We start from the raw sequence: 19,376 nt of genomic DNA on the forward strand, positions 1-19,376 counted from the left end.
GGAGGCGAATGTCGACCGCGACGGAACGCGCGATCGTGCCCGATGACGTGCATGGGCTCGTCGAACGCGCGGCCAGAATGTGGCCGGACAAGGTCGGGCTCATATTCCCGCATCTTGCAACCGATCTCACCTTCGGCCAGATCAACCAGATGGCCAACAACTTCGCCGACGTCTTGGCGCGGCACGGGATCGGCAGTGGCGCTGCGGTCGCTGTTCTGCTGCACAACCGTCCGGAGTTCGCCGGCGTCTGGCTGGCCGCGGCCAAGCTCGGCGCCGTGATGGTCCCGATCAACACGCGCTTCACAGAATCGGAGGTGCGATACGTAGTCGAACATTCGGGTGCGGCATTGCTGGTCACCGAGGACGATCTCGCGTCACTGGTCACCGAGTGCCCCATCCCCGTGCTCGACTGCCGGGAGTTCGTCGTACCGGCGGCGGAGGAGGTGGAACGCGGTGCTCTGGAGCGCGCGCACCACGTGGATGCCGCCACGCTGCTGAACATCCAGTACACCTCGGGAACAACCGCCAAGCCCAAGGGTTGCCTTCTGCCGCAGGGCTATTGGATACGCATTGCGAAAGAGATGACGCTGCCGGATCCCGATGGTCGCTCGACGGTGAGCATCGGCCATCATGACCGCTTTCTCATCGCGCAGCCCATGCACTACATGGACCCGCAGTGGCACATCGCCTCTGCTCTCATGGCCGGAGCGACGCTGGTCATCCTGGACGGCTTCCACCCGAGCACCTTCTGGGATGCCATCCGCGAGCACCGGGTCACCATCTTCTACTGTCTCGGTGCGATGCCGACGCTGCTGCTGAAAATGCCGGCCCATGCAGACGATCACAACCACCTCGTGCGCGCGATCCTGTGCTCGGCGATCCCCCCGGAACTTCACTCAGAATTGGAACGACGCTGGGGCGCACCGTGGTTCGAGCTGTACGGGATGACTGAGACGGGTGTCGACATCCGCGTCCGCGCTGCCGAACACGACGAGCTGCTCGGCACCGCATGCATCGGGCGGCCGGCACTCGATCGCGAGGCGGGAATCCTGAACGACGAAGGCAGGCCGCTTCCGCCCGACTCGCTGGGAGAACTCGCGCTGCGCGGTCCCTGGATGATGGACGGCTACTTCCGTGACCCGGAGGCGACGGATCGGGTACGGGTCGACGGCTGGCTGCGGACCGGTGATCTGGCTCGCATGGACGAGCAGGGGCGCATCTACTTCGTCGGCCGTGCCAAGCACATGATCCGGCGAGCGGGGGAGAACATCTCGGCCGCTCAAGTGGAAGAGGCGCTCGTTGCCCACTCCGACGTCATCGAAGCGGCCTGCGTTCCGGTGCCGGATGCGTTGCGTGGCGAGGAGGTCATCGCATTCCTCCGCATGCGCGACGGCGTCGCTGCAGATCCGGAGGCTCTGGCGCAGCACGCGGGGACCAGGTTGGCGAAGTTCAAGGTCCCTCGGTTCTGGACCTTCGTCGACTCGTTCCCGCGCACTGCTTCGGAACGCGTGGAACGGCGACACCTGGCATCCGGGCTGGGACCGGGACCGGTGGTCTACGACCGAGCCGAAGCCACCTGGGTCGAAAGCCCCTTCAACACCGGCAAAACCCTGACAACCACTACGGAAGGTGGCATCTGATGCACCAGTTCATCAACGGTCGGCGCTGCGTGGGCAGCTCCTCGACGACCCTGGACAACATCAATCCCGCCACTGGCGAGGTGATCGAAACCCTCGACCTGGCCAACGCGGATGACGTCGACGCGGCGGTTCGCGCGGCGAGAGCGGCGCAGCGCGGTTGGGCTGACACGGCGCCGGCGGCCCGCGCCGAACTCGTCTACCGGGTCGCCACCTACGTTCAGGACCATCTCGAGGAGTTCGCCGCTGTCGAGTCGCGAGAATCCGGTAAGCCCATCCGTCTGGCCAGCGAGGGCGACCTGCCCGGTGTGGTCGACACGGGGATGTTCTTCGCCGGCGCGGCCCGCCACCTCGAGGGCAAGGCCGCCGCCGAGTACAGCGGCGACCACACCTCCTACGTCCGGCGTGACCCGGTGGGCGTGGTGGGAGCGATCACGCCGTGGAACTTTCCGATGCTGATGGCGGCCTGGAAGGCGTTCCCGATCATCGCGGCCGGTAACTCGCTGGTGCTCAAGCCTTCCGAGATGACACCTGGAACCACGCTGATGCTGGCGCAGGCCTTCGCCGACGCCGGCCTCCCGCCGGGCGTGTTCAACGTCGTCGTCGGGACGGGCGCCGAAGCGGGTGACGCCCTGTCCAACCATCCCGACGTGGACATGGTCTGCTTCACCGGATCCACCGGCGTGGGCCGCAACGTCATGCAGGCGGCATCACAGCGCAATGCCCGCGTTCACCTCGAACTCGGCGGCAAAGCGCCCTTCGTCGTCCATGACGACGCCGATTTGGAGGCGGCCTGCCACGGCGCCGTGGCCGGTGCGCTCAGCAACGTCGGACAGGACTGCACCGCCGCCACCCGGGCGTATGTGCACCGCTCCCGCTACGACGAATTCGTCACGCGGGTGGCTGAATTGATGGAGGGAGTGCGGCTCGGACCCACTGACGATCCCGCAACGGACCTCGGTCCGCTGGTCTCGCGGCGCCAGCAGGAGACAGTGTCGGCGGCCGTCGACCGTGCTCGCGCCGAGGGGGCGACCGTGGTGACCGGCGGGGAGGCGCCCGGGGGTGAACTCGCGCAGGGCAGTTACTACCGGCCGACATTGATCACCGGGGCTCGCCAGGACTCGTCGATCGTGCAGGACGAAGTCTTCGGGCCGGTCCTGGTCTGCCTGCCGTTCGATGACGACGACGAGGCCATCGCACTGGCCAACGACACCCGCTACGGCCTGGCCGCCTCGGTCTGGACCACGAATGTGTTCCGCGCCAACCGCGCCACCCGCGAGATTCAGGCGGGCTGCGTCTGGGTCAACGACCACATTCCGATGGCCACGGAGATGCCGCACGGGGGCGTCAAGTCGTCTGGCTTCGGCAAGGACATGAGCGCCTATGCGTTCGACGAGTACACGGTGGTCCGCCACGTCATGTTCGACAACACCGGCGTCGCTCACAAGCCCTGGCATCGCGCCATCTTCACCTACAACGACTGACTTCTGCACGACGACCTACGCGAAAGTAATGACATGACCATCGAATTCCCCGCAGCCGTACTCGGAAAGGCCGGAGAACCACTGACCGTGGAAACGGTCACCCTCCCCAGCGTTCCGCCGCCCGGTGAGGTCCTCGTTCGCCTCGAGGCCAGCGGCGTCTGCCACAGCGATTACCACGTTGCGCTCGGCGAGTGGGCCGCTCCCATGCCCATGGTCCTCGGACACGAGGGCGCCGGCGTCGTCGAGGCGGTCGGCGAAGGGGTGCGTGATCTCACCGTCGGCGACCACGTCGTCCTGTCGTGGACGCCGTCGTGCCGCCGCTGCAAGTTCTGCATCTCTGGGCGACCGGTGCTCTGCGATCTGGTGAACCAGATGTCCGGGCAGCACTTGTCGTTCGACGGCACCACCCGGCTGACGCGAAGCACCGGCGAGGAGATGTTCAGCTTCGTCGCGCTCGGCACCTTCGGTCAGTACGTCATGGCGCCGGAGTCCGGCGCCATCAGGATCAGCAACGACGCTCCCTTCGCGCAGGCCGCCCTCGTGGGCTGTGCCGTCACCACCGGCATCGGTGCCGTCACCAACACGGCGAAGCTCGAACCCGGCAGCACCGCTCTGGTGATCGGCTGCGGCGGTGTGGGTCTGAACATCGTGCAGGGGGCTCGGCTGGCCGGTGCCAGTCAGATCATCGCGGTCGATCGGGCCCCGGCCAAGCTGGAGGCGGCCAGGAAATTCGGCGCCACCGCCACCGTCGACTCCACCGACACGGATGTTCTTGAGGTGGTCAACGACCTCACTGGCGGGGCGGGCGTGGACTATGCGTTCGAGGCGATCGGGCTGGCCCCGACGATTGAGCTGTGCTACGAGGCGATTGCGCGCGGCGGCACCGTGGTGGTCGCCGGCCAGGTCGCTGAGGGCGTCAAGATCAGTCTCGACCCGTTCATCATGTCCGATCAGGAGAAGAAGGTCATCGGCTCCAACTACGGATCGAGCCGGCCGCCCATCGACTTCCCGAAGATCATCGATCTCTACCTTGCCGGTGCCGTCGACTTGGACTCGCTGGTCACCGACCGCATCGGTCTGGACCAGGTCAACGACGCCTTCGCCGCAATGCAGCGCGGGGAGGGCATTCGGTCGGTGATCGAGTACTAGCCGGCCCTGTCCCATACCCGTTGCCCAACAACACTTCCAAGCGAGGCGTCACGCCATGACCAGTACTAACCCTCAAGTAGATTCATCCACAGCCCCGGCTGGCCAACACACATTGGCGCGTACGCTCGGCGTCCGTCAGATCGTGTTCATGGTCATCGCGGGCGCTGCACCCCTGACCGTCGTCGTCGGAATCGTTCCGCTGATGATGTCCATGGGCAACGGCATCGGCGCGCCACTGGACTACCTGGTCGCCGGCGCAATTCTGCTGCTGTTCGCCGTTGGCTTTGCGACCATGAGCGGCGAGGTGAAGAACGCGGGCGCGTTCTACGCCTACATCCAGAAGGGCTTGGGCCGCATCCCGGGCCTGGGCGCTGCATCGCTGGCCATGATGACGTATCTGTTCGTCCTCGTCGCCGTGGTCGCCTACCTCGGCGCCGCGGTGAGCAACGCGATCGCGAGCTACACCGACACCCAGACACCATGGTGGTTGTGGACGGTGATCGCGCTCGCCTCGATAGCCTTCCTGGGGCATCGAAACGTCGAATTGAGTGCGAAAGTCCTTGGCGTGGTGTTGATCGCGGAGATCGCCATCGTCGCTGTGGTGGACCTGTGCATCGTGGTCGCCGGAGGAGATGCCGGGCTCAGCGCTGCACCGTTCGCTCCCGCTCACCTACTCGACGGGGCCGTCGGCACGGGCGTGATGTTCGCGATCTTCGGCTACGTCGGCTTCGAAGCCACCGCCGCGTTCCGGTCCGAGGCTAAGGATCCTGATCGGACGATTCCGCGGGCCACCTTCACCGCGGTCGGCGTGATCACCGTGTTCTACACGATCTCTGCCTGGGCCGTGATCGTCGGCGCGGGCGTCGACAATGCGGTTGCCGCTGCCACCGATGACCCGGTCAACCTCGTGCTCGATCTCGGTGACCGCTTTGCCGGACGTTTCGCGCACGACCTCATGCAGGTCCTGCTCGTCACCAGCTTCTACGCCTGCACGCTGACGTTCCACAACGTCGCCGGTCGATACGTGTACACCCTCGGGCGGCTCGGCGCTCTGCCGAATCGTCTCGGCGACGTCCACGAGCGGCACCGGTCACCATACGTCGCGTCCGCGCTTGTCGTGACGGTGGTGACAGTGCTGTTGGCCATCATGGCGGTCCCGGGCCTCGACCCCGTGGTGCAGATCTACGCGTGGCTGTCCGGCGCGGCGACGCTCGGTGTGGTTTCGCTCATGGCGCTGACGTCGCTGGCGGTGATCGTCTTCTTCGCCAGGAACGCACGGCCCCAGTCGATCTGGAAGAAGTTCGTCGCTCCGGCCGCCGCGTTGCTGGGTCTGCTCATCGCCATCGCCTTGATCGTGGGTAACTTTGCCACACTTGTGGGCAGCCAATGGATGGCCTGGCTGTTGGGCAGCGTTCTGGTCGTGTCGTTCGTCATCGGCATGGGGTGGTCCCTCGGGCTGCGCGCTGCCCGTCCAGAAGCCTTTGAACGACTCGATGCCGACCTGGAGAACTGAGCCGAGCATGACACTTCAAGGAGAATGACATGACACAAGCCCACCTTCAGACGCCGCCGACCGCGGGCACGACGGTCACCCACCGGCGCTACGTGGACCACAGCCGCGCCCACTACGGCGGGGGCCTGGTCGACGGCGGCTACGTCATGGGACTGTTCAGTGACGTCGCCACCGATCTGAGCCTGCACACCGACGGTGACGAGGGGCTGCTCGCCTCGTACTCGAGGGTCGACTTCCACGCACCCCTTCGAGCCGGCGATGTCCTCGAGATCACCGCGACCCTGACCCGCGTCGGAACGCGCAGCCGCACCGTCTCTTTCGTGGCGAATGTGTTGGTCCGCGCCGGTGGCGATGGTTCCTCTTCGCGCGGAGAGGTGCTGGTCGAACCGCTGCCGATTGCGTCCGCAACCGGCACGGTGGTGGTGCCTCCGCAGGGTTGACCCGATGGCTCGCCAGCGGGGCGGAATCACGCCCCGATGGTGTCGATGGCCGCGCGCAGTCTGGCCGCGGCCTCGTCGGCGACCTCGCGCAGGCCCGGCTGATCGGAGACCTGGACCATGATCTGCGGGTCCATCGCGTCGACGATCACCGCGTCTCCGTGCGGATCGGCGCGGACGGCCACGTTGCAGGGCAGCAGCAGTCCGATCTGGCGGTCGGCGTTGACCGCGCGGTGCGCCAGGGGTGGGTTGCAGGCGCCGAGGATCAGGTAGTCCTCCATGTCCTCACCGAGCTTCGCCTTGAGGGTGGCCTTCATGTCGATCTCGGTGAGGATCCCGAACCCCTGATCCGCCAAGGCTTTTCGCGTCCGCTCCACGGCATCCTCAAAGGTGGTGTGCAACGTCGTGGACAGTGCGTAGCTCATGTCTTCTCCGATGTCTCGGGCTATCCGGCGACCGGTACCGCAACCTCGTTGCGGCGGCGCCACGGGATGGTCCACGGTGGGTCGTAGAACCAGGACACCGCTTCGCCGGTGGTTTTGATCCCCTTGTTGCGCAGGATGTTCAACAATTCGTCGGTGCGCTCGGTGACCGCGGCCGGGCTGCGGTCACCGGTGTAACGCAGAACCGCGTACGTCTCGGCGGGCACCTCGACCAGGCGCACCTGGTCGTCGTTCGGCGTCGGCAGCGTCTGCAGGGACCATTTGGCCGGCATGAAGAACCGAATCACCGATCCACCCTGCGGATCGCGGGCCTGCGCCACGGGTGCGGTCATCGCGATCTTCTCGCTCGACTGCGCCACGGGTGCGGTCATCGCGATAGAGGTCTGCCTGCTGTTGCCGCCGAAGATGTAGCCGGCCAGTCGGCGGAAGCCGGTGTTGCGGGCCTGGTCCTCGTCCTCGAGGACCGTCGTCTCCGCCGCGATCCGGGGTCCGTACCTCCGGATCTCCACACCGGACCCCAGCGGTTCGGCCACATACAGCGGCTCTTCGGTGCCGACCCGGATCCCGACGATGCCGCCGAGTCCCTCGACGAACTGCACGGCGCCGGAGATGATGCGAGACAACATGGCAGCCGGGATACCCCAAGTCGCCGTCAGCAACACCCGCCGGCGTGTTCGCGCTGCGCCAGGTGGGCGTGCTCGGCATTGTCCGCGCCGCCGATCGCGGCCAGGAACTCGCTCAGATCCACCCGTCGCCCGCCGACCCAGGTGCCCAGCACCGCGACCTCGTCGATCAGCCGCTGCGGATCGACGGTCCACGGGTCAGCGCTGAGCTCCACGAAGTCGGCGAGCTTGCCCACGCTGACGGAGCCCACCAGATGCTCGCGGCGCAGCGTGCGGGCGGCGTTGATCGTCTGCGCACGCCAGGCCTGATCCAGCGAGATGGCCTGCTCGGGGCCGTACACCCCGCCCGCGCGGGTCCGCCGGGTCACCGCGGTGGCGATGTTGACGACGGGCGTGGGCGGCGACACCGAACCGTCGTTGTGCAGCGACACACACGCCCCCGAGGCGACGGCATCGGCGCACGCGCCCCACTGCGCGCCGTGCGCCTCGTCGAACATCTGACCGGCCAGCAGATCGCCCCAGTAGTAGTACTGGAACGGAGCCATCGAGACGTGGACGCCCAGGCGCGCCGCGCGGTCGAAGTGCGCGCGGGTGCCTGCGCCGGCGTGCTCAAGGCGCCACCGATGGTCGGTGCCGACCAGCCCGTGCCGGGTCAGGGCGTCCTCGTAGGCGTCCAACGCCCGGTCCAGCGCGAGGTCGCCGTTGGCGTGGAAGGACATCTGCCATCCAGCCGGGACCGCGCGGTCCAGAATCGCGTCGAGCTGCTCGCGGCTGTAGTTCATCGAGTCGGCCCCGCCTGCCGTCGCCGGGTCGATGCCCGCGGTCCGGGTCGCGGGGGAGTCGAGGTACGGGAACGAGATCGCGATGTTGCCGACCCAGGGCGAGCCGTCGGTCCACAGCTTGACCCCGGACTTGGTCAGCATCTCCTCGCCGGCGGCGAAACTGATGGGCTCGGCATAGGTGTCGGTGACCGACATCTCCCACATGCTCACGCGCAGCGGGCACGACGGTGCCGCGGCCAACGCCTCGTAGCCGGCCGCGAACTTCGGGTCGAAAGTCATGTCCGAGGCCGAGGTGTACCCACCACGGGACATCAGCGCGTAGTACAGCGCACCCGAGGTCAACGGATCGCCCATCTCGGCCAGCAGTGGGCCGGTCACGGCGGTCACGACCGGAAGCTCAAAACCCTGCCCGTTGAGGCTGCCGTCGGCGTTGCGGCCGTAGCGCGAGGCCACCGGGTCGGCCGGCGGCGCGGTGTCCCAGCCGTAGCGCCGAATCAGTGCGGTGTTGAAATAGACGCCGTGCCCGGAGTTGTCGGTCACGACAGCCACCCGGTCACCGAAGATGCCGTCCAACTCCTCGGCCTTGGGTGAGGGATGCCCGTGCAGCAGCGCGTCATACCCGGCGAACCACAGCGGGACCTCGGGGTCGGCGGTGGCCAGTGCATCGGCGAAGACCGCCTGCACATCAGCCCATGACGGACAGTCCCACGGCGCGATCGAGCGGGCCGGGGCCTGCGTCGCGACGCCACTGATCAATGGATGGCTGTGCGGCTCGACGAATCCCGGCGCCAGAGCGGCTGCGCCGGTGTCGATGACCTCGGCGTCGGGCAGTGCGGCCCGGCACTGAGCCAACGTCCCGACGGCCACGATGCGACCGTCCGACACCGCGACGGCCTCGGCCCGAGGAGTGTCCTCGTCCATCGTGATGACCGTTGCCGCGGTGAGTATCGAGTCGCCCATCGCGACAGTGTGTCATCCGGGTGGCGCGAAAAGCTCCAACGCAATGCCGTCGGAGTCGCGGGAACTCAGGTCGGACCCGGCAGACTCACACGATGCGCCGACCACGGCGCGCGCGGGACCGCATGTCCCACAGGTACAGCTGATAGCCCAGCACCCACGTCTGGTGCGGGATGAGCCGGTCGGCCAACCGAAGGGCAGCCAGCAGCCATTCGAACCGCTGCTGCTGGGCGGCGCTCCACGGCAGCCCCATCTTGCTGCGGAACTCCGCGGGCAGGAACCCCGTCGTCGCGAACAGGTTGAACCGCCCCAGCGTCGCCGAGACGGGCTTGGGCAGGAACACCATGGTCGCCACGCCCTTGAGGTGCTCACGGACCGGCGGGTCGATGACCAGGTCCTCCAGGGACCGCTTCCAGTAGTCCTCGAACGCGACTCGGTCGGCGGGCCACATGTCCTCGCGCACCTGCAGGGTGGTGCCGAGCCTGCGGGCATCCCGGTAGACGGCGTCGGCGGCCGCGTCGTCGAGGGGGCCGTACAGGAACTCGTGCTGGTCGACGTAGTAGCGGTACAGGCAGGCCGCCACCCACAACTGCAGCCGCGGATCGAACGCGTTGTAGCGCACCGGACTTGATTTGGTGGAACGCACCCGGGCGTGTGCGGTGTCGACCGCGGTGCGGATCAGGGCCCGGTCGGCGTCGGAGCCGATGGTCGCGGCCGCCAGGTAGGTGCCGGTGGTGCGGGCACGCTTGAACGGGTGCTTGTAGACGTTGCCGGAGTCGACCGGACTCTCCAGGACGCCGTACCCCACTCCGGGAAGCGCCAGCTGCATGATGACGTTGGCGGCGGGCAGCAGCGCCGCGGCCGGATTCAGCAGGTCGGCCACCCGCGTCGGTTGCTGCACAGGTGCCACAAAGGGCAGTAGATCACTTGTGAGACGCTGCTGATGATGATTCCGGCGAGAACCGCCCCGCGCGCTGCGGGGGTGCTCATGGGCTACCTGGCCGACGTCGCGCTCGGCGACCCACAACGTGGCCACCCGGTCGCGGGCTTCGGGAGTCTGGCGGCCCGTTGGGAACACGTGGTGTACCGCGACGACCGCCTCGCTGGGGCGCTGCACGCCGCCGCGCTGCTCGGTGCGCTGGGCGGAGCCGCGACACTGCTGTCTTGCGCGGTGGGCCGACGCGCAGGCGCCGCCGGGACGGTCGCCACGGTGGCCGCCGCGACGTGGGCGTGCCTGGGCGGTACGACGCTGGCGCGCACCGGAACCGCGATGGCCGACCTGCTGGACGCGGGCGACCTCGACGGGGCTCGCGAGCTGCTGCCGTCGCTGTGTGGCCGCGATCCCGCCTACCTCGACGCCGATGGCGTGGCGCGCGCGGCGCTCGAGTCGATCGCCGAGAACACCTCCGACGCGCAGGTGGCCCCGCTGGTGTGGGCCGCGGCCGGGGGAGCGCCCGCGGTGCTGGTGTACCGCGGAATCAACACGCTCGACGCCATGGTGGGCCACCGGTCACCGCGGTACGCGCGGTTCGGGTGGGCCGCCGCGCGCACCGACGACGTCGCCAACTATCTGGGAGCGCGCCTGGCCGGTGTGCTGGTGGTGCTGTGCGCCCCGCTGGTCGGCGGATCGCCGCGGGCCGCGTGGCGGGCCTGGCGTCGCGATGCCCGTCGGCATCCGAGCCCCAACGCGGGCGTCGTGGAGGCGTCGTTCGCGGGAGCCCTCGGAGTCCGGCTGGGCGGCCCCACGCAGTACCACCACGAACTGCAGATCAGGCCGACGCTCGGCGACGGTCATGCGCCCACCGCCGCCGACCTGCGCAGGGCCGTGACGCTGTCGCGGTGCGTGCAGGGTGGGGCGGCGGTGGTGACGTGTCTGGCGGCGCTGGCGCTGGGCCGGATTCAGCGCCGACGGCCGTAGCGGTCGGCCAGTTTCTGCTCGACGGTCTGCGGTTGCGTGCCGGCCTGAGCCTGGGACTCCTCGCGCTCGCGGCGACGGGCCTTGACCTCGGTGTAGACGAAATATCCCAGCCCGACCGGGGCCAGAATGCCGAACGCGATCCACTGGATGCCGTAGGACAGGAACGGTCCGGCGTCGAGGTGCGGCAGGCCGATCTCGCCGAGTCCGCCCGGTTGGTTAGCCGTCAACTGGAGGTAGGAGCCGGCCAGCGGGACGTCGAACAGTTCGGCCAATTGGCGGGTGTCGATCGCGTAGACCTGCGGGCGACCGTTCTCGATGATCGGCGCCTTGTCCGGCGGTGCGGTCTCACTGTCGCGAAGGCGCGCGGTGATGGTCACCGTGCCCGCGGGAGGTGGTTCGATCGGCGGCATCTGGGTGCCCTGTTCGGGGCGGACGTAGCCTCGGTCGACCAGGACGATGGGGCCATCCTGCACCGCGAACGGGGCGAGCACCTCGAACGCGGGTTCACCGTCGACGATCCGCAGCCGCGCCAGGATCTGCTTGTCGGCCAGGTAGTGCCCAGTGGCGGTGACGCGTCGCCACTGCGCGTCGGGTGCCGACGAATCCTGCTGCGGCAGAACACTGGTCAACGGCACTGGATCGGCGGACAGGGACGCCGCGATCTGGTCGTTCTCCCGTGAGGTCTTGGTGTTCTTGCCGAGCTGCCAGGGTGCGAGCACTGTGAAGCACAGATAGGCGAACGCCGCGGCCACCGCGGCCAACGCGATCCATCCGGGCTTGAACCACTTCACGACGTGTGAGCCTGTCCGTCGAGTTGGGCGTCGACCCAGTCGTGCAGACCGGGCAGGGCCGCGGCGATCACGGTGAAGACGTCCTCGAAGTCGGCGAGGTCGCCGTAATACGGGTCCTCGACGTCGAGCGCATGGGCGCCCGAGCGGGGATCGAATGAGCGCAGCATCCGGACGCGGTCCGGTTCGACCCCCAGCTGGGTCAGGATGCGGACGTGGTTGCGGCCCAACGCGACCACCAGGTCGGCCGACAGGTGGTCGTCGTCGACCTGCGCCGCGACATGCTCGTGGGGATAGCCGTGAGCGGCCAGGACCCGATTGGCGCGGTGGTCGGCGCCGTCGCCCGCGTGCCAGCCGCCCGTGCCCCCGCTGGTGACGCGGACGTGCTCGGCCAGACCGCGCTCGGCGATCTGATGGGCGAACATCTTCTCGGCCATCGGGGACCGGCAGATGTTGCCCGAGCACACGAACGTGACATGCAGTCGATCAGACACCGAGCACCTCCCGCAGGGCGGCCACGTCGGCGACGTGGGTGGGTGCCGAGGCGTCGTCGGTGACGTCACGGAAGTCGTCGCCGCCGTACCCCCACGCGACCACCACGGTGTCGATGCCGTGCGCGGCGGCACCCTCGACGTCGTGGCGGCGGTCACCGACCATCAGCACGCGTTCGGGCAGGGGCTGCAGTTGGGCGAGCGCGTGCGCGACCACGTCCGCCTTGGCGGCGCGGGTGCCGTCGGGGCTCGCGCCGGCGATGACGTCGAAGTGGTCGGCCAGCCCGAAATGCTCGAGGATGCGGCGCGCGGTGGGTTCGGCCTTGGACGTCGCCACCGCCATGCGCACGCCGGCGGCGCGCAGGTCAGTCAGCAGATCCTCGATCCCGGCGAACGGTGCGTTCATGGCCCACCCGCGGGTGGTGTAGTCGGCGCGGTAGGCCGCGATGGCCTCGTCGGCACGCTCACCCAGTCCCATCCGGGCCAGCGTGTGGTGCATGGGCGGCCCGACGATCCGTCCCGCCAGGTCACCGTCCGGAATCTCGGCTCCGACCTGGCCCAATGCGTGGCAGAAGCTGGCCACGATGCCCTCGGCGGAGTCCGTCAGAGTGCCGTCGAGGTCGAACAGGACGAGCTGCGGCGCGGCGGTGGGCGAGAGGATCGGGGACAGTTCGGTCACGCAGCCATTGTCCCTGATGTTTCGGCCACTACTGTTTGCAGGCGTGAGTGTGCGCCTGGCCGACGTGATCGACGTCCTCGACGCCGCCTACCCGCCGCGGCTCGCGCAGTCGTGGGATTCGGTGGGGCTGGTGTGTGGCGATCCCGACGAGCGGATCGAGTCGGTGACGGTCGCCGTCGACGCGACGGCGGCGGTCGTCGACGAGGTGGGTGAGCGCGGCCTGCTGCTGGCCCACCATCCGCTGCTGCTGCGCGGCGTGGACACCGTGGCCGCCAGCACCCCCAAGGGGGCGCTGCTGCACCGGCTCATCCGCCGGGGTGCGGCCCTGTTCACGGCCCACACCAACGCCGATGCGGCCGCGCCCGGGGTGTCGGACGCGTTGGCGCAGAGGCTGGGCCTGACCGTCGAGGACGTGCTCGAGCCGGGACGCGGCGGTCCGGACTACGACAAGTGGGTGATCTTCGTTCCGCCGGAGTTCGCCGAGGCCGTGCGCACCGCGGTGTTCGACGCCGGTGCCGGGCAGATCGGCGACTACTCGTGCTGCAGCTGGTCGGTCACGGGCACCGGCCAGTTCCTGCCACACGAGGGCGCGGCGCCGGCCATCGGCACCGTGGGCACGGTGGAACGGCTGCCTGAGGACCGGGTCGAGGCGATCGCACCCGCGTCCGCGCGGTCGCGGGTGCTGGAGGCGATGCGCGCCGCGCACCCCTACGAGGAACCCGCCTTCGACGTGCTCCCGCTGGCGCCGCTGCCCTCGGGCGTGGGCATCGGACGGATCGCGGCCCTGGCCGAGCCCGTCACCTTGCGCGAGTTCGTGGCGCGGGTGGGCGAGCGATTGCCCGCCACGGTGTGGGGAGTGCGGGCCACCGGCGATCCCGACCGTGAGGTGTCGCGGGTCGCGTTGTGCGGCGGCGCGGGGGACTCACTGCTGGACCGCGTCGCCCGCGCTGGGGTGGACGCCTACGTGACCGCCGATCTGCGGCACCACCCCGCCGACGAGCATCGACGTGCCAGTGACGTCGCGCTGATCGACGTCGCGCACTGGGCCAGTGAGCACCCCTGGTGCGCACAGGCCGCCGGCGTGCTGCGGGCGCAGTTCGGTGACGAGTTGCCGGTGCGGGTCAGCGAGACCCGCACCGATCCATGGAACCTGGGAGTGAATTGATGAAAGCCGACCTCTGGCAACAGCGTTCGCTGCTCGAGATCTCCGCGCTGGACGCCGAGCTGAGCCGCATCGCACACCGCGCGAAGAATCTCGCCGAGCAGCAGCGGATCGACGAGTTGACCACCGAACATCAGGCCGCGGTCGATCGGCTTGCGGTGCTGCGGATCACCGCCGACGACATCGACGAGCAGGTGTCGCGGTTGGAGTCCGAGATCGACGGAGTGCGCCAACGCGAGGATCGTGACCGAGCCCTGCTGGACTCCGCGACCACAAATGCCAAACAGCTCACCGAGTTGCAGCATGAACTCGAGACGCTGCAGCGTCGGCAGTCTTCGCTGGAGGACTCGCTGCTGGAGATCATGGAGCGGCGTGAGGAGTTGGCCACCCAGCAGGCCGAGATCACCGCCGACATCGAGCGTCTCGACGTCGACCTCGACACCGCGAGGCGGGACCGCGACGCCGCGCTGGCCGAGATCGAGGACCTCCGGACGCAGAAGAACGAACGACGCGAAACACTCACGGCGAGCATCGATTCCGAACTCCTCGCGCTCTACGAGCGGCAGCGCGCCTCGGGCGGGATCGGCGCCGGGGCCCTGCAGGGCAGACGGTGTGGCGCCTGCCGCATCGAGATCGACCGTGGTGAGCTGGCCCGTGTCGCCGCCGCCGCCGACGACGATGTGCTGCGCTGCCCGGAGTGCGGGGCGATCCTGCTTCGGGTGACTGTATGAGAGTTGCGGTCGAGGCCGACGGCGGGTCGCGCGGCAATCCCGGCCCGGCCGGGTACGGCGCGGTGGTGTGGTCGTCCGACCGTGCCGCGGTGCTCGCCGAGCGCAAGGAGGCCATCGGCATTGCGACCAACAACGTCGCGGAGTACCGCGGGCTGATCGCCGGACTGGAGGCCGCGGTGGACCTCGGTGCCGCCGAGGTGTCGGTGGCGATGGACTCCAAGCTGATCGTCGAACAGATGTCGGGGCGCTGGAAGGTCAAACACCCGGATCTGCTGGAGCTCAACCAGAAGGCCAAGGCGCTGGCCGCACAGTTCGACCGGATCGACTACCGCTGGATTCCGCGCGCACAGAACAGCCACGCCGACCGGTTGGCGAACGAGGCGATGGACGCCGCCGCGGCGGTGACCAGCACCCCCGCCACGCAGAAGCCCGTCGAGACCGAGAAGCCGTCGGCGCCTGGGTGGACCGGCGCGCGCGGTGCCCCGACGCGCTTTCTGCTGCTGCGGCACGGTCAGACCGAACTGTCGGTCGAGCGTCGCTACTCCGGCCGCGGCAACCCGGAACTGACCGACCTCGGGCGCAGGCAGGCAGAGGCCGCCGCGGCGTATCTGGCACGGCGGGGCGGCATTTCGGCGGTGATCTCCTCACCGCTGCAACGGGCTCACGACACCGCCACGGCCGCCGCCAAGGCCTTGGGCCTCACCGTCGCCGTCGACGACGATCTGATCGAGACCGACTTCGGCAGCTGGGAGGGAAAGACCTTCGCCGAGGCGCACGAGGCCGATCCCGACGTGCACACCCGCTGGCTGCGGGACACCAGCGTCACCCCGCCCGGCGGGGAGAGTTTCGACGACGTGCACACCCGGGTGCGCCGCGCCAGGAACCGGATCATCGCCGAACATGGGGAGTCCACGGTGTTGGTGGTCTCCCACGTGACGCCGATCAAGACGCTGCTGCGGATGGCTCTCGACGCCGGTCCGGGCATCCTGTACCGGCTGCACCTGGATCTCGCGTCGTTGTCGATCGCCGAGTTCTACTCGGACGGCCTGGCGTCGGTGCGCTTGGTGAACGACACGTCGTATCACTGAGGGACGCTGGATCTACTTGTCCTGCAGGTGCATCCGCTCGCCGTGCGGGCCCAGGATCGCCAGCGCCTCGACGGGTCCGTCGACCACGCCGAACCAATGCGGGGTCCAGGTGCTGAACTCGACGGCCTCGCCGGGATCGATGGTGAAGTCACGGTCGCCGAGGATCAGTCGCATCCGTCCGGAGAGCACGTAGAGCCAGTCGTGCCCGTCGTGCACACGGAACTCGGCGGGCGGGGTGTTGCGCTCGGCACTGATCCGGATCTTGAACGCGTGCAGGCCTGCGGCCGGGCCGTGCCGGGTCAGCGGCCAGAACGTGATGCCGTGCGCGGTGTGTGAGGCGCCGCGCACCCGCGGATCGGCCTGCTCGTCCTCCCGCAGGAGGTCGTCGGTGCTCACCCCGAGTGCGGTGGCCAGGCGCGGCAGATGGTCCAGGGCCAGGCGGCGCTTGCCGGACTCGAGGCGACTCAGCGTCGAGACGTCGATCCGTGCGCGGGTCGCCACGTCCTCCAGCGTCATGTTCTGGCGGGTGCGCAGTTCGCGCAGACGTCGGCGCACGCGTTGGTCGACGTCGTCTTTTGCCGTCATGGCAAACCAGGTTGCCATTGGCGATGTGGTGACGGCAAGCTCGTGGGCATGGAGGAGCTGGACGCAAAGCAGCGCTGGGAAGAGCGTTACGCCGAATCGGAGCGCATCTGGAGTGGACGGCCGAACGCCCGCCTGGTGGAGGTGGTCCCGGGCCTGACACCCGGGCGCGCACTCGATCTCGGATGCGGCGAGGGCGGCGACGCCGTGTGGCTGGCCGAGCACGGCTGGCATGTGGTGGCGGTCGACATCGCCGACGCGGCACTGGCCCGGGCCGCGGAACTGGCCGCATCGCGCAATGTGTTGGATCGCATCGAGTTTGAACAGCACAACCTGACCGAGACGTTTCCGCAGGGGAGCTTCGACCTGGTGTCGGCGCACTTCCTGCACTCCCCGTGGGACTGGGACCGCAACGCGCTGCTGCGCCGGGCCGCCGACGCGGTGGCCCCCGGTGGCACGCTGCTGATCGTCGACCACGGCGAGGCGCCGCCGTGGGCTCAGGGTGTGCACGACCACCGATTCCCCAGCGTCACAGAGGTTCTCGACGGACTGGGACTCGACGAGTCGCAGTGGGAGCGGGTGCGGGCCGAGCGGGCCTCCCGGGAGGCGGTCGGCCCGGCCGGTCAACCCGGCACCCTCATCGACAACGTGATCGTCCTGCGGCGCCGCTGACGGGTTCCAGCGCGGACAGGCTCTGCGGCAGCGGATCCCGATGCAGTACCCCGAGGCGTTGGGTGGCACGGGTGAGGGCGACGTAGAGTTCGGCGGCCCCGCGCGGACCGTCGGCCAGGATGCGCTCCGGTTCGACGACGAGGACGGCGTCGAACTCCAGTCCCTTGGTCTCCGACGCCGGGACGGCACCAGGGACTCCGGGCGGCCCGATCACCACGCTCGTGCCGTCGCGCTCGGCCTCGTCGGCGACGAACTCGTCGATGGCGGAAGTGATCTCGTCCGGACCGACGCGTCGCGACCATGGCGCCACCCCGCATGCGCGCACCGACTCGGGCGGCTGGACCTGCGGAGCGAACTCGGCCAGCACACCCGCTGCGACGGCCATGATCTCGGCTGGCGTGCGGTAGTTCACCGACAGCGACCGATAGACCCAGCGGCCCGGCACATACGGCTCGAGCATCTCCGACCATGAGGTGGCCCCGGCCATGGAGCGACGCTGCGCCAGGTCGCCCACGATCGTGAACGACTTGCCGGGGCAGCGCCGCATCAGCACGCGCCAGTCCATCGCGGACAGCTCCTGCGCCTCGTCGACCACGACGTGGCGGTAGGTCCAGTCCCGATCTGCGGCAGCCCGTTCGGCGAGTTCGCGGTTGTCGCGTTCGGTGAACCGGTCCGCCAGATCCTCGGCGTACAGGAGGTCTTGGGCGATGAGGTGATCCTCGTCGTCCATCAGATCCTCGCGGCTGATGAGCCCTTCCAGCACCTCGGCGGCGTAGTCGGCCTCGGCCTGACGCTGCCGTTCGGCGGCCAGTTCGGCCTCGGTGCTGACCCCGCCCAGCAGATCGACGAGTTCGTCGAGGAGAGGGACGTCCGACACGGTCCAGGCTCGGCCGTCGGCACGCAGCAGCATGGGGTCCGCGCCGGCGGCCATCAGGCGTTCCGGTGACGAATAGAGCTGGGCGAGCACATCTTCCGGAGTGAGCTTGGGCCACAGCTGATCCAGCGCGGCCTGGAAAGCATCGTTGTCAGCGAGTTCGTCGATCAGGTCCGTGCGCAGCTGCTCCCAGGCGTCCTTGTCAGCGCGGGTCAGCCAGCCACGGCCGATGCGGGCGATGGCCCGTTCGGTGAGCACGTAGGTCACGATGTCGGTGAAGACCGCTCGGGCCTCGTTGTGGGGGTGTCCGCTGGAGCGGGCCTCCTCGCGGGCCCACTGCGCGGTCTCGGCGTCGATGCGCACCGCGACATCCGACAGTTCGATGGGCAGCGACTCTTCGGGAAGCTGTTGGCGGTCGGCGACGGCCGCCGCGAGGACGTCGAGCATCTCCAGGGATCCCTTGATCCGGGCCACCTCTGGAGTGTCCTCGGCCGCGACGTGCAGACCCGGAACCAGATCACCCGGCGTCATGAACACCACGTTGGACTCACCCAGGGACGGCAGCACGCGGCCGATGTGGTCGAGGAATGCGGCGTTGGGCCCGACCACCAGGACGCCGTGGCTCTCGACGCGCTCGCGCTGCGTGTAGAGCAGGTAGGCGACGCGGTGCAGGGCGACGACCGTCTTGCCGGTCCCGGGCCCGCCCTCGATCACCAGGACGCCGGGGTGATCGTGGCGGATGATCTCGTCCTGCTCGGCCTGAATGGTGGCGACGATGTCGCGCATTCCTTCGCCGCGTGGAGCGTTGACCGCGGCGAGCAGCGCCTGGTCGGTCGACGGAGCGGCGGTGTCATCGGTGTCGATCTCCGGGCGGCCGAGCACCTCGTCGGTGAACTCACGCAGGGTGCGGCCACGGCTGTGGAACTGACGGCGGCGCCGCATGCCCTCCGGGTGGGCCGCGGTGGCGGTGTAGAAGGGCCGTGCGGCGGGGGCGCGCCAGTCCAGCAGCAGCGGTTCATAGTCGTCGTCCTCGTCGAACACCCCGATGCGGCCGATGTAGCTCGCTTCACCGGTGACGGCGTCGAGGCGGCCGAAGCACAGGCCGTTGTCGGCCACGTCGAGGCGGGCCGCCTGTTTGGCCAGCGCCCGCACCTCGGCGTCGCGGTCGACCAGTTCGCGGTCGTTGTCCCGCAGGGTCGCGCGGTATCGGTCCCGGACCCGGGTGCGTTCGGCGTCCAGGCGCGCGTACAGGTCGTCGACGTAGTCCTGTTCGGACTGCAGTTCTTCTTCGTATCCGCGCACGTATGTGTCCCTGATTTCCCTACGTCGACAACCTCGGCCAGCGATTGTCCGGCATGACCCCCGC

Annotated in this window: 19 protein-coding genes; 10 read left to right on the forward strand and 9 right to left on the reverse strand. The window is 68.9% G+C overall.

What is annotated here, in order from left to right:
- Nucleotides 1-8: 8 nt before the first annotated feature.
- From A5727_RS16515 to A5727_RS16535, 5 genes are all read left to right on the forward strand, one after another.
- A complete protein-coding gene (locus A5727_RS16515) occupies nt 9-1,640 on the forward strand; it encodes an AMP-binding protein (protein ID WP_197507680.1) in 1,632 nt (543 codons plus the stop codon).
- Nucleotides 1,640-3,121 carry an aminobutyraldehyde dehydrogenase gene (locus A5727_RS16520; RefSeq protein ID WP_068251572.1) on the forward strand — a complete coding sequence of 494 codons (1,482 nt, stop codon included), beginning with the start codon at nt 1,640-1,642 and terminating at the stop codon, nt 3,119-3,121. The genes A5727_RS16515 and A5727_RS16520 overlap by 1 nt, the downstream gene beginning before the upstream one ends.
- Nucleotides 3,122-3,154: 33 nt before the next feature.
- Nucleotides 3,155-4,270, forward strand: a complete 1,116-nt coding sequence (locus tag A5727_RS16525) for a Zn-dependent alcohol dehydrogenase (protein WP_068251577.1) — start codon at nt 3,155-3,157, stop codon at nt 4,268-4,270.
- 112 nt (nt 4,271-4,382) lie between these two features.
- The gene (locus A5727_RS16530; protein ID WP_231992107.1) at nt 4,383-5,783 is read left to right on the forward strand and encodes an APC family permease; all 1,401 of its coding nucleotides are present in this window, start codon (nt 4,383-4,385) and stop codon (nt 5,781-5,783) included.
- Between the two features lie 29 nt (nt 5,784-5,812).
- Nucleotides 5,813-6,223 carry a hotdog domain-containing protein gene (locus A5727_RS16535; protein ID WP_068251583.1) on the forward strand — a complete coding sequence of 137 codons (411 nt, stop codon included), beginning with the start codon at nt 5,813-5,815 and terminating at the stop codon, nt 6,221-6,223.
- Nucleotides 6,224-6,249: 26 nt separating this feature from the next.
- Here the strand turns inward: A5727_RS16535 and A5727_RS16540 are convergent, their stop codons facing one another.
- From A5727_RS16540 to A5727_RS16555, 4 genes are all read right to left on the reverse strand, one after another.
- The gene (locus A5727_RS16540) at nt 6,250-6,645 is read right to left on the reverse strand and encodes a DUF302 domain-containing protein (protein ID WP_068251586.1); all 396 of its coding nucleotides are present in this window, start codon (nt 6,643-6,645) and stop codon (nt 6,250-6,252) included.
- A 20-nt stretch (nt 6,646-6,665) separates the two neighbouring features.
- Nucleotides 6,666-7,289 (reverse strand): SOUL family heme-binding protein, encoded by a 624-nt coding sequence (locus tag A5727_RS16545; protein WP_068251589.1) that lies wholly within the window; start codon nt 7,287-7,289, stop codon nt 6,666-6,668.
- A 26-nt stretch (nt 7,290-7,315) separates the two neighbouring features.
- Entirely contained in the window at nt 7,316-9,028 is a 1,713-nt protein-coding gene (locus A5727_RS16550; protein ID WP_068251592.1) for an amidohydrolase, read from the reverse strand.
- Nucleotides 9,029-9,113: 85 nt separating this feature from the next.
- On the reverse strand, nt 9,114-9,926 hold the full coding sequence (locus tag A5727_RS16555; RefSeq protein ID WP_068251595.1) for an oxygenase MpaB family protein: 813 nt from the start codon (nt 9,924-9,926) through the stop codon (nt 9,114-9,116).
- Nucleotides 9,927-9,971: 45 nt separating this feature from the next.
- Between A5727_RS16555 and A5727_RS16560 the strand changes: the two genes are divergently transcribed.
- Complete coding sequence (locus A5727_RS16560) at nt 9,972-10,943, forward strand: cobalamin biosynthesis protein (protein ID WP_502687687.1); 972 nt, start codon at nt 9,972-9,974, stop codon at nt 10,941-10,943.
- Here A5727_RS16560 and A5727_RS16565 read toward each other — a convergent pair.
- From A5727_RS16565 to A5727_RS16575, 3 genes are read right to left on the reverse strand one after another with little or no spacing between them, the layout of a single operon-like run.
- Complete coding sequence (locus tag A5727_RS16565; RefSeq protein WP_068251601.1) at nt 10,925-11,734, reverse strand: SURF1 family cytochrome oxidase biogenesis protein; 810 nt, start codon at nt 11,732-11,734, stop codon at nt 10,925-10,927. The genes A5727_RS16560 and A5727_RS16565 overlap by 19 nt on opposite strands.
- On the reverse strand, nt 11,731-12,225 hold the full coding sequence (locus tag A5727_RS16570; RefSeq protein ID WP_068251604.1) for a low molecular weight protein-tyrosine-phosphatase: 495 nt from the start codon (nt 12,223-12,225) through the stop codon (nt 11,731-11,733). Before A5727_RS16570 ends, A5727_RS16565 begins: the two co-directional genes overlap by 4 nt.
- Nucleotides 12,218-12,901 (reverse strand): HAD-IA family hydrolase, encoded by a 684-nt coding sequence (locus A5727_RS16575; protein WP_502687688.1) that lies wholly within the window; start codon nt 12,899-12,901, stop codon nt 12,218-12,220. The genes A5727_RS16570 and A5727_RS16575 overlap by 8 nt, the downstream gene beginning before the upstream one ends.
- Nucleotides 12,902-12,944: 43 nt before the next feature.
- Here A5727_RS16575 and A5727_RS16580 point away from each other — a divergent pair, with 43 nt between their 5' ends.
- From A5727_RS16580 to A5727_RS16590, 3 genes are read left to right on the forward strand one after another with little or no spacing between them, the layout of a single operon-like run.
- Nucleotides 12,945-14,066 (forward strand): Nif3-like dinuclear metal center hexameric protein, encoded by a 1,122-nt coding sequence (locus tag A5727_RS16580; protein ID WP_068251607.1) that lies wholly within the window; start codon nt 12,945-12,947, stop codon nt 14,064-14,066.
- Nucleotides 14,066-14,794, forward strand: a complete 729-nt coding sequence (locus A5727_RS16585) for a zinc ribbon domain-containing protein (RefSeq protein ID WP_068251610.1) — start codon at nt 14,066-14,068, stop codon at nt 14,792-14,794. Before A5727_RS16580 ends, A5727_RS16585 begins: the two co-directional genes overlap by 1 nt.
- The gene (locus A5727_RS16590; RefSeq protein ID WP_068251613.1) at nt 14,791-15,882 is read left to right on the forward strand and encodes a bifunctional RNase H/acid phosphatase; all 1,092 of its coding nucleotides are present in this window, start codon (nt 14,791-14,793) and stop codon (nt 15,880-15,882) included. The genes A5727_RS16585 and A5727_RS16590 overlap by 4 nt, the downstream gene beginning before the upstream one ends.
- 12 nt (nt 15,883-15,894) lie before the next feature.
- Here the strand turns inward: A5727_RS16590 and A5727_RS16595 are convergent, their stop codons facing one another.
- Nucleotides 15,895-16,467 carry a helix-turn-helix domain-containing protein gene (locus A5727_RS16595; RefSeq protein ID WP_068251616.1) on the reverse strand — a complete coding sequence of 191 codons (573 nt, stop codon included), beginning with the start codon at nt 16,465-16,467 and terminating at the stop codon, nt 15,895-15,897.
- 48 nt (nt 16,468-16,515) lie between these two features.
- On the opposite strand from A5727_RS16595, the gene A5727_RS16600 reads away from it, so the two are divergent.
- A complete protein-coding gene (locus A5727_RS16600) occupies nt 16,516-17,136 on the forward strand; it encodes an SAM-dependent methyltransferase (protein WP_068251619.1) in 621 nt (206 codons plus the stop codon).
- On the opposite strand, the gene helR is transcribed toward A5727_RS16600, so the two are convergent.
- Entirely contained in the window at nt 17,102-19,312 is a 2,211-nt protein-coding gene (gene helR, locus A5727_RS16605) for an RNA polymerase recycling motor ATPase HelR (protein WP_197507681.1), read from the reverse strand. The genes A5727_RS16600 and helR overlap by 35 nt on opposite strands.
- Nucleotides 19,313-19,376: the final 64 nt, after the last annotated feature.

Origin of the sequence: Mycobacterium sp. ACS4331 (assembly GCF_001667265.1) — a bacterium.
Classification (GTDB): domain Bacteria; phylum Actinomycetota; class Actinomycetes; order Mycobacteriales; family Mycobacteriaceae; genus Mycobacterium.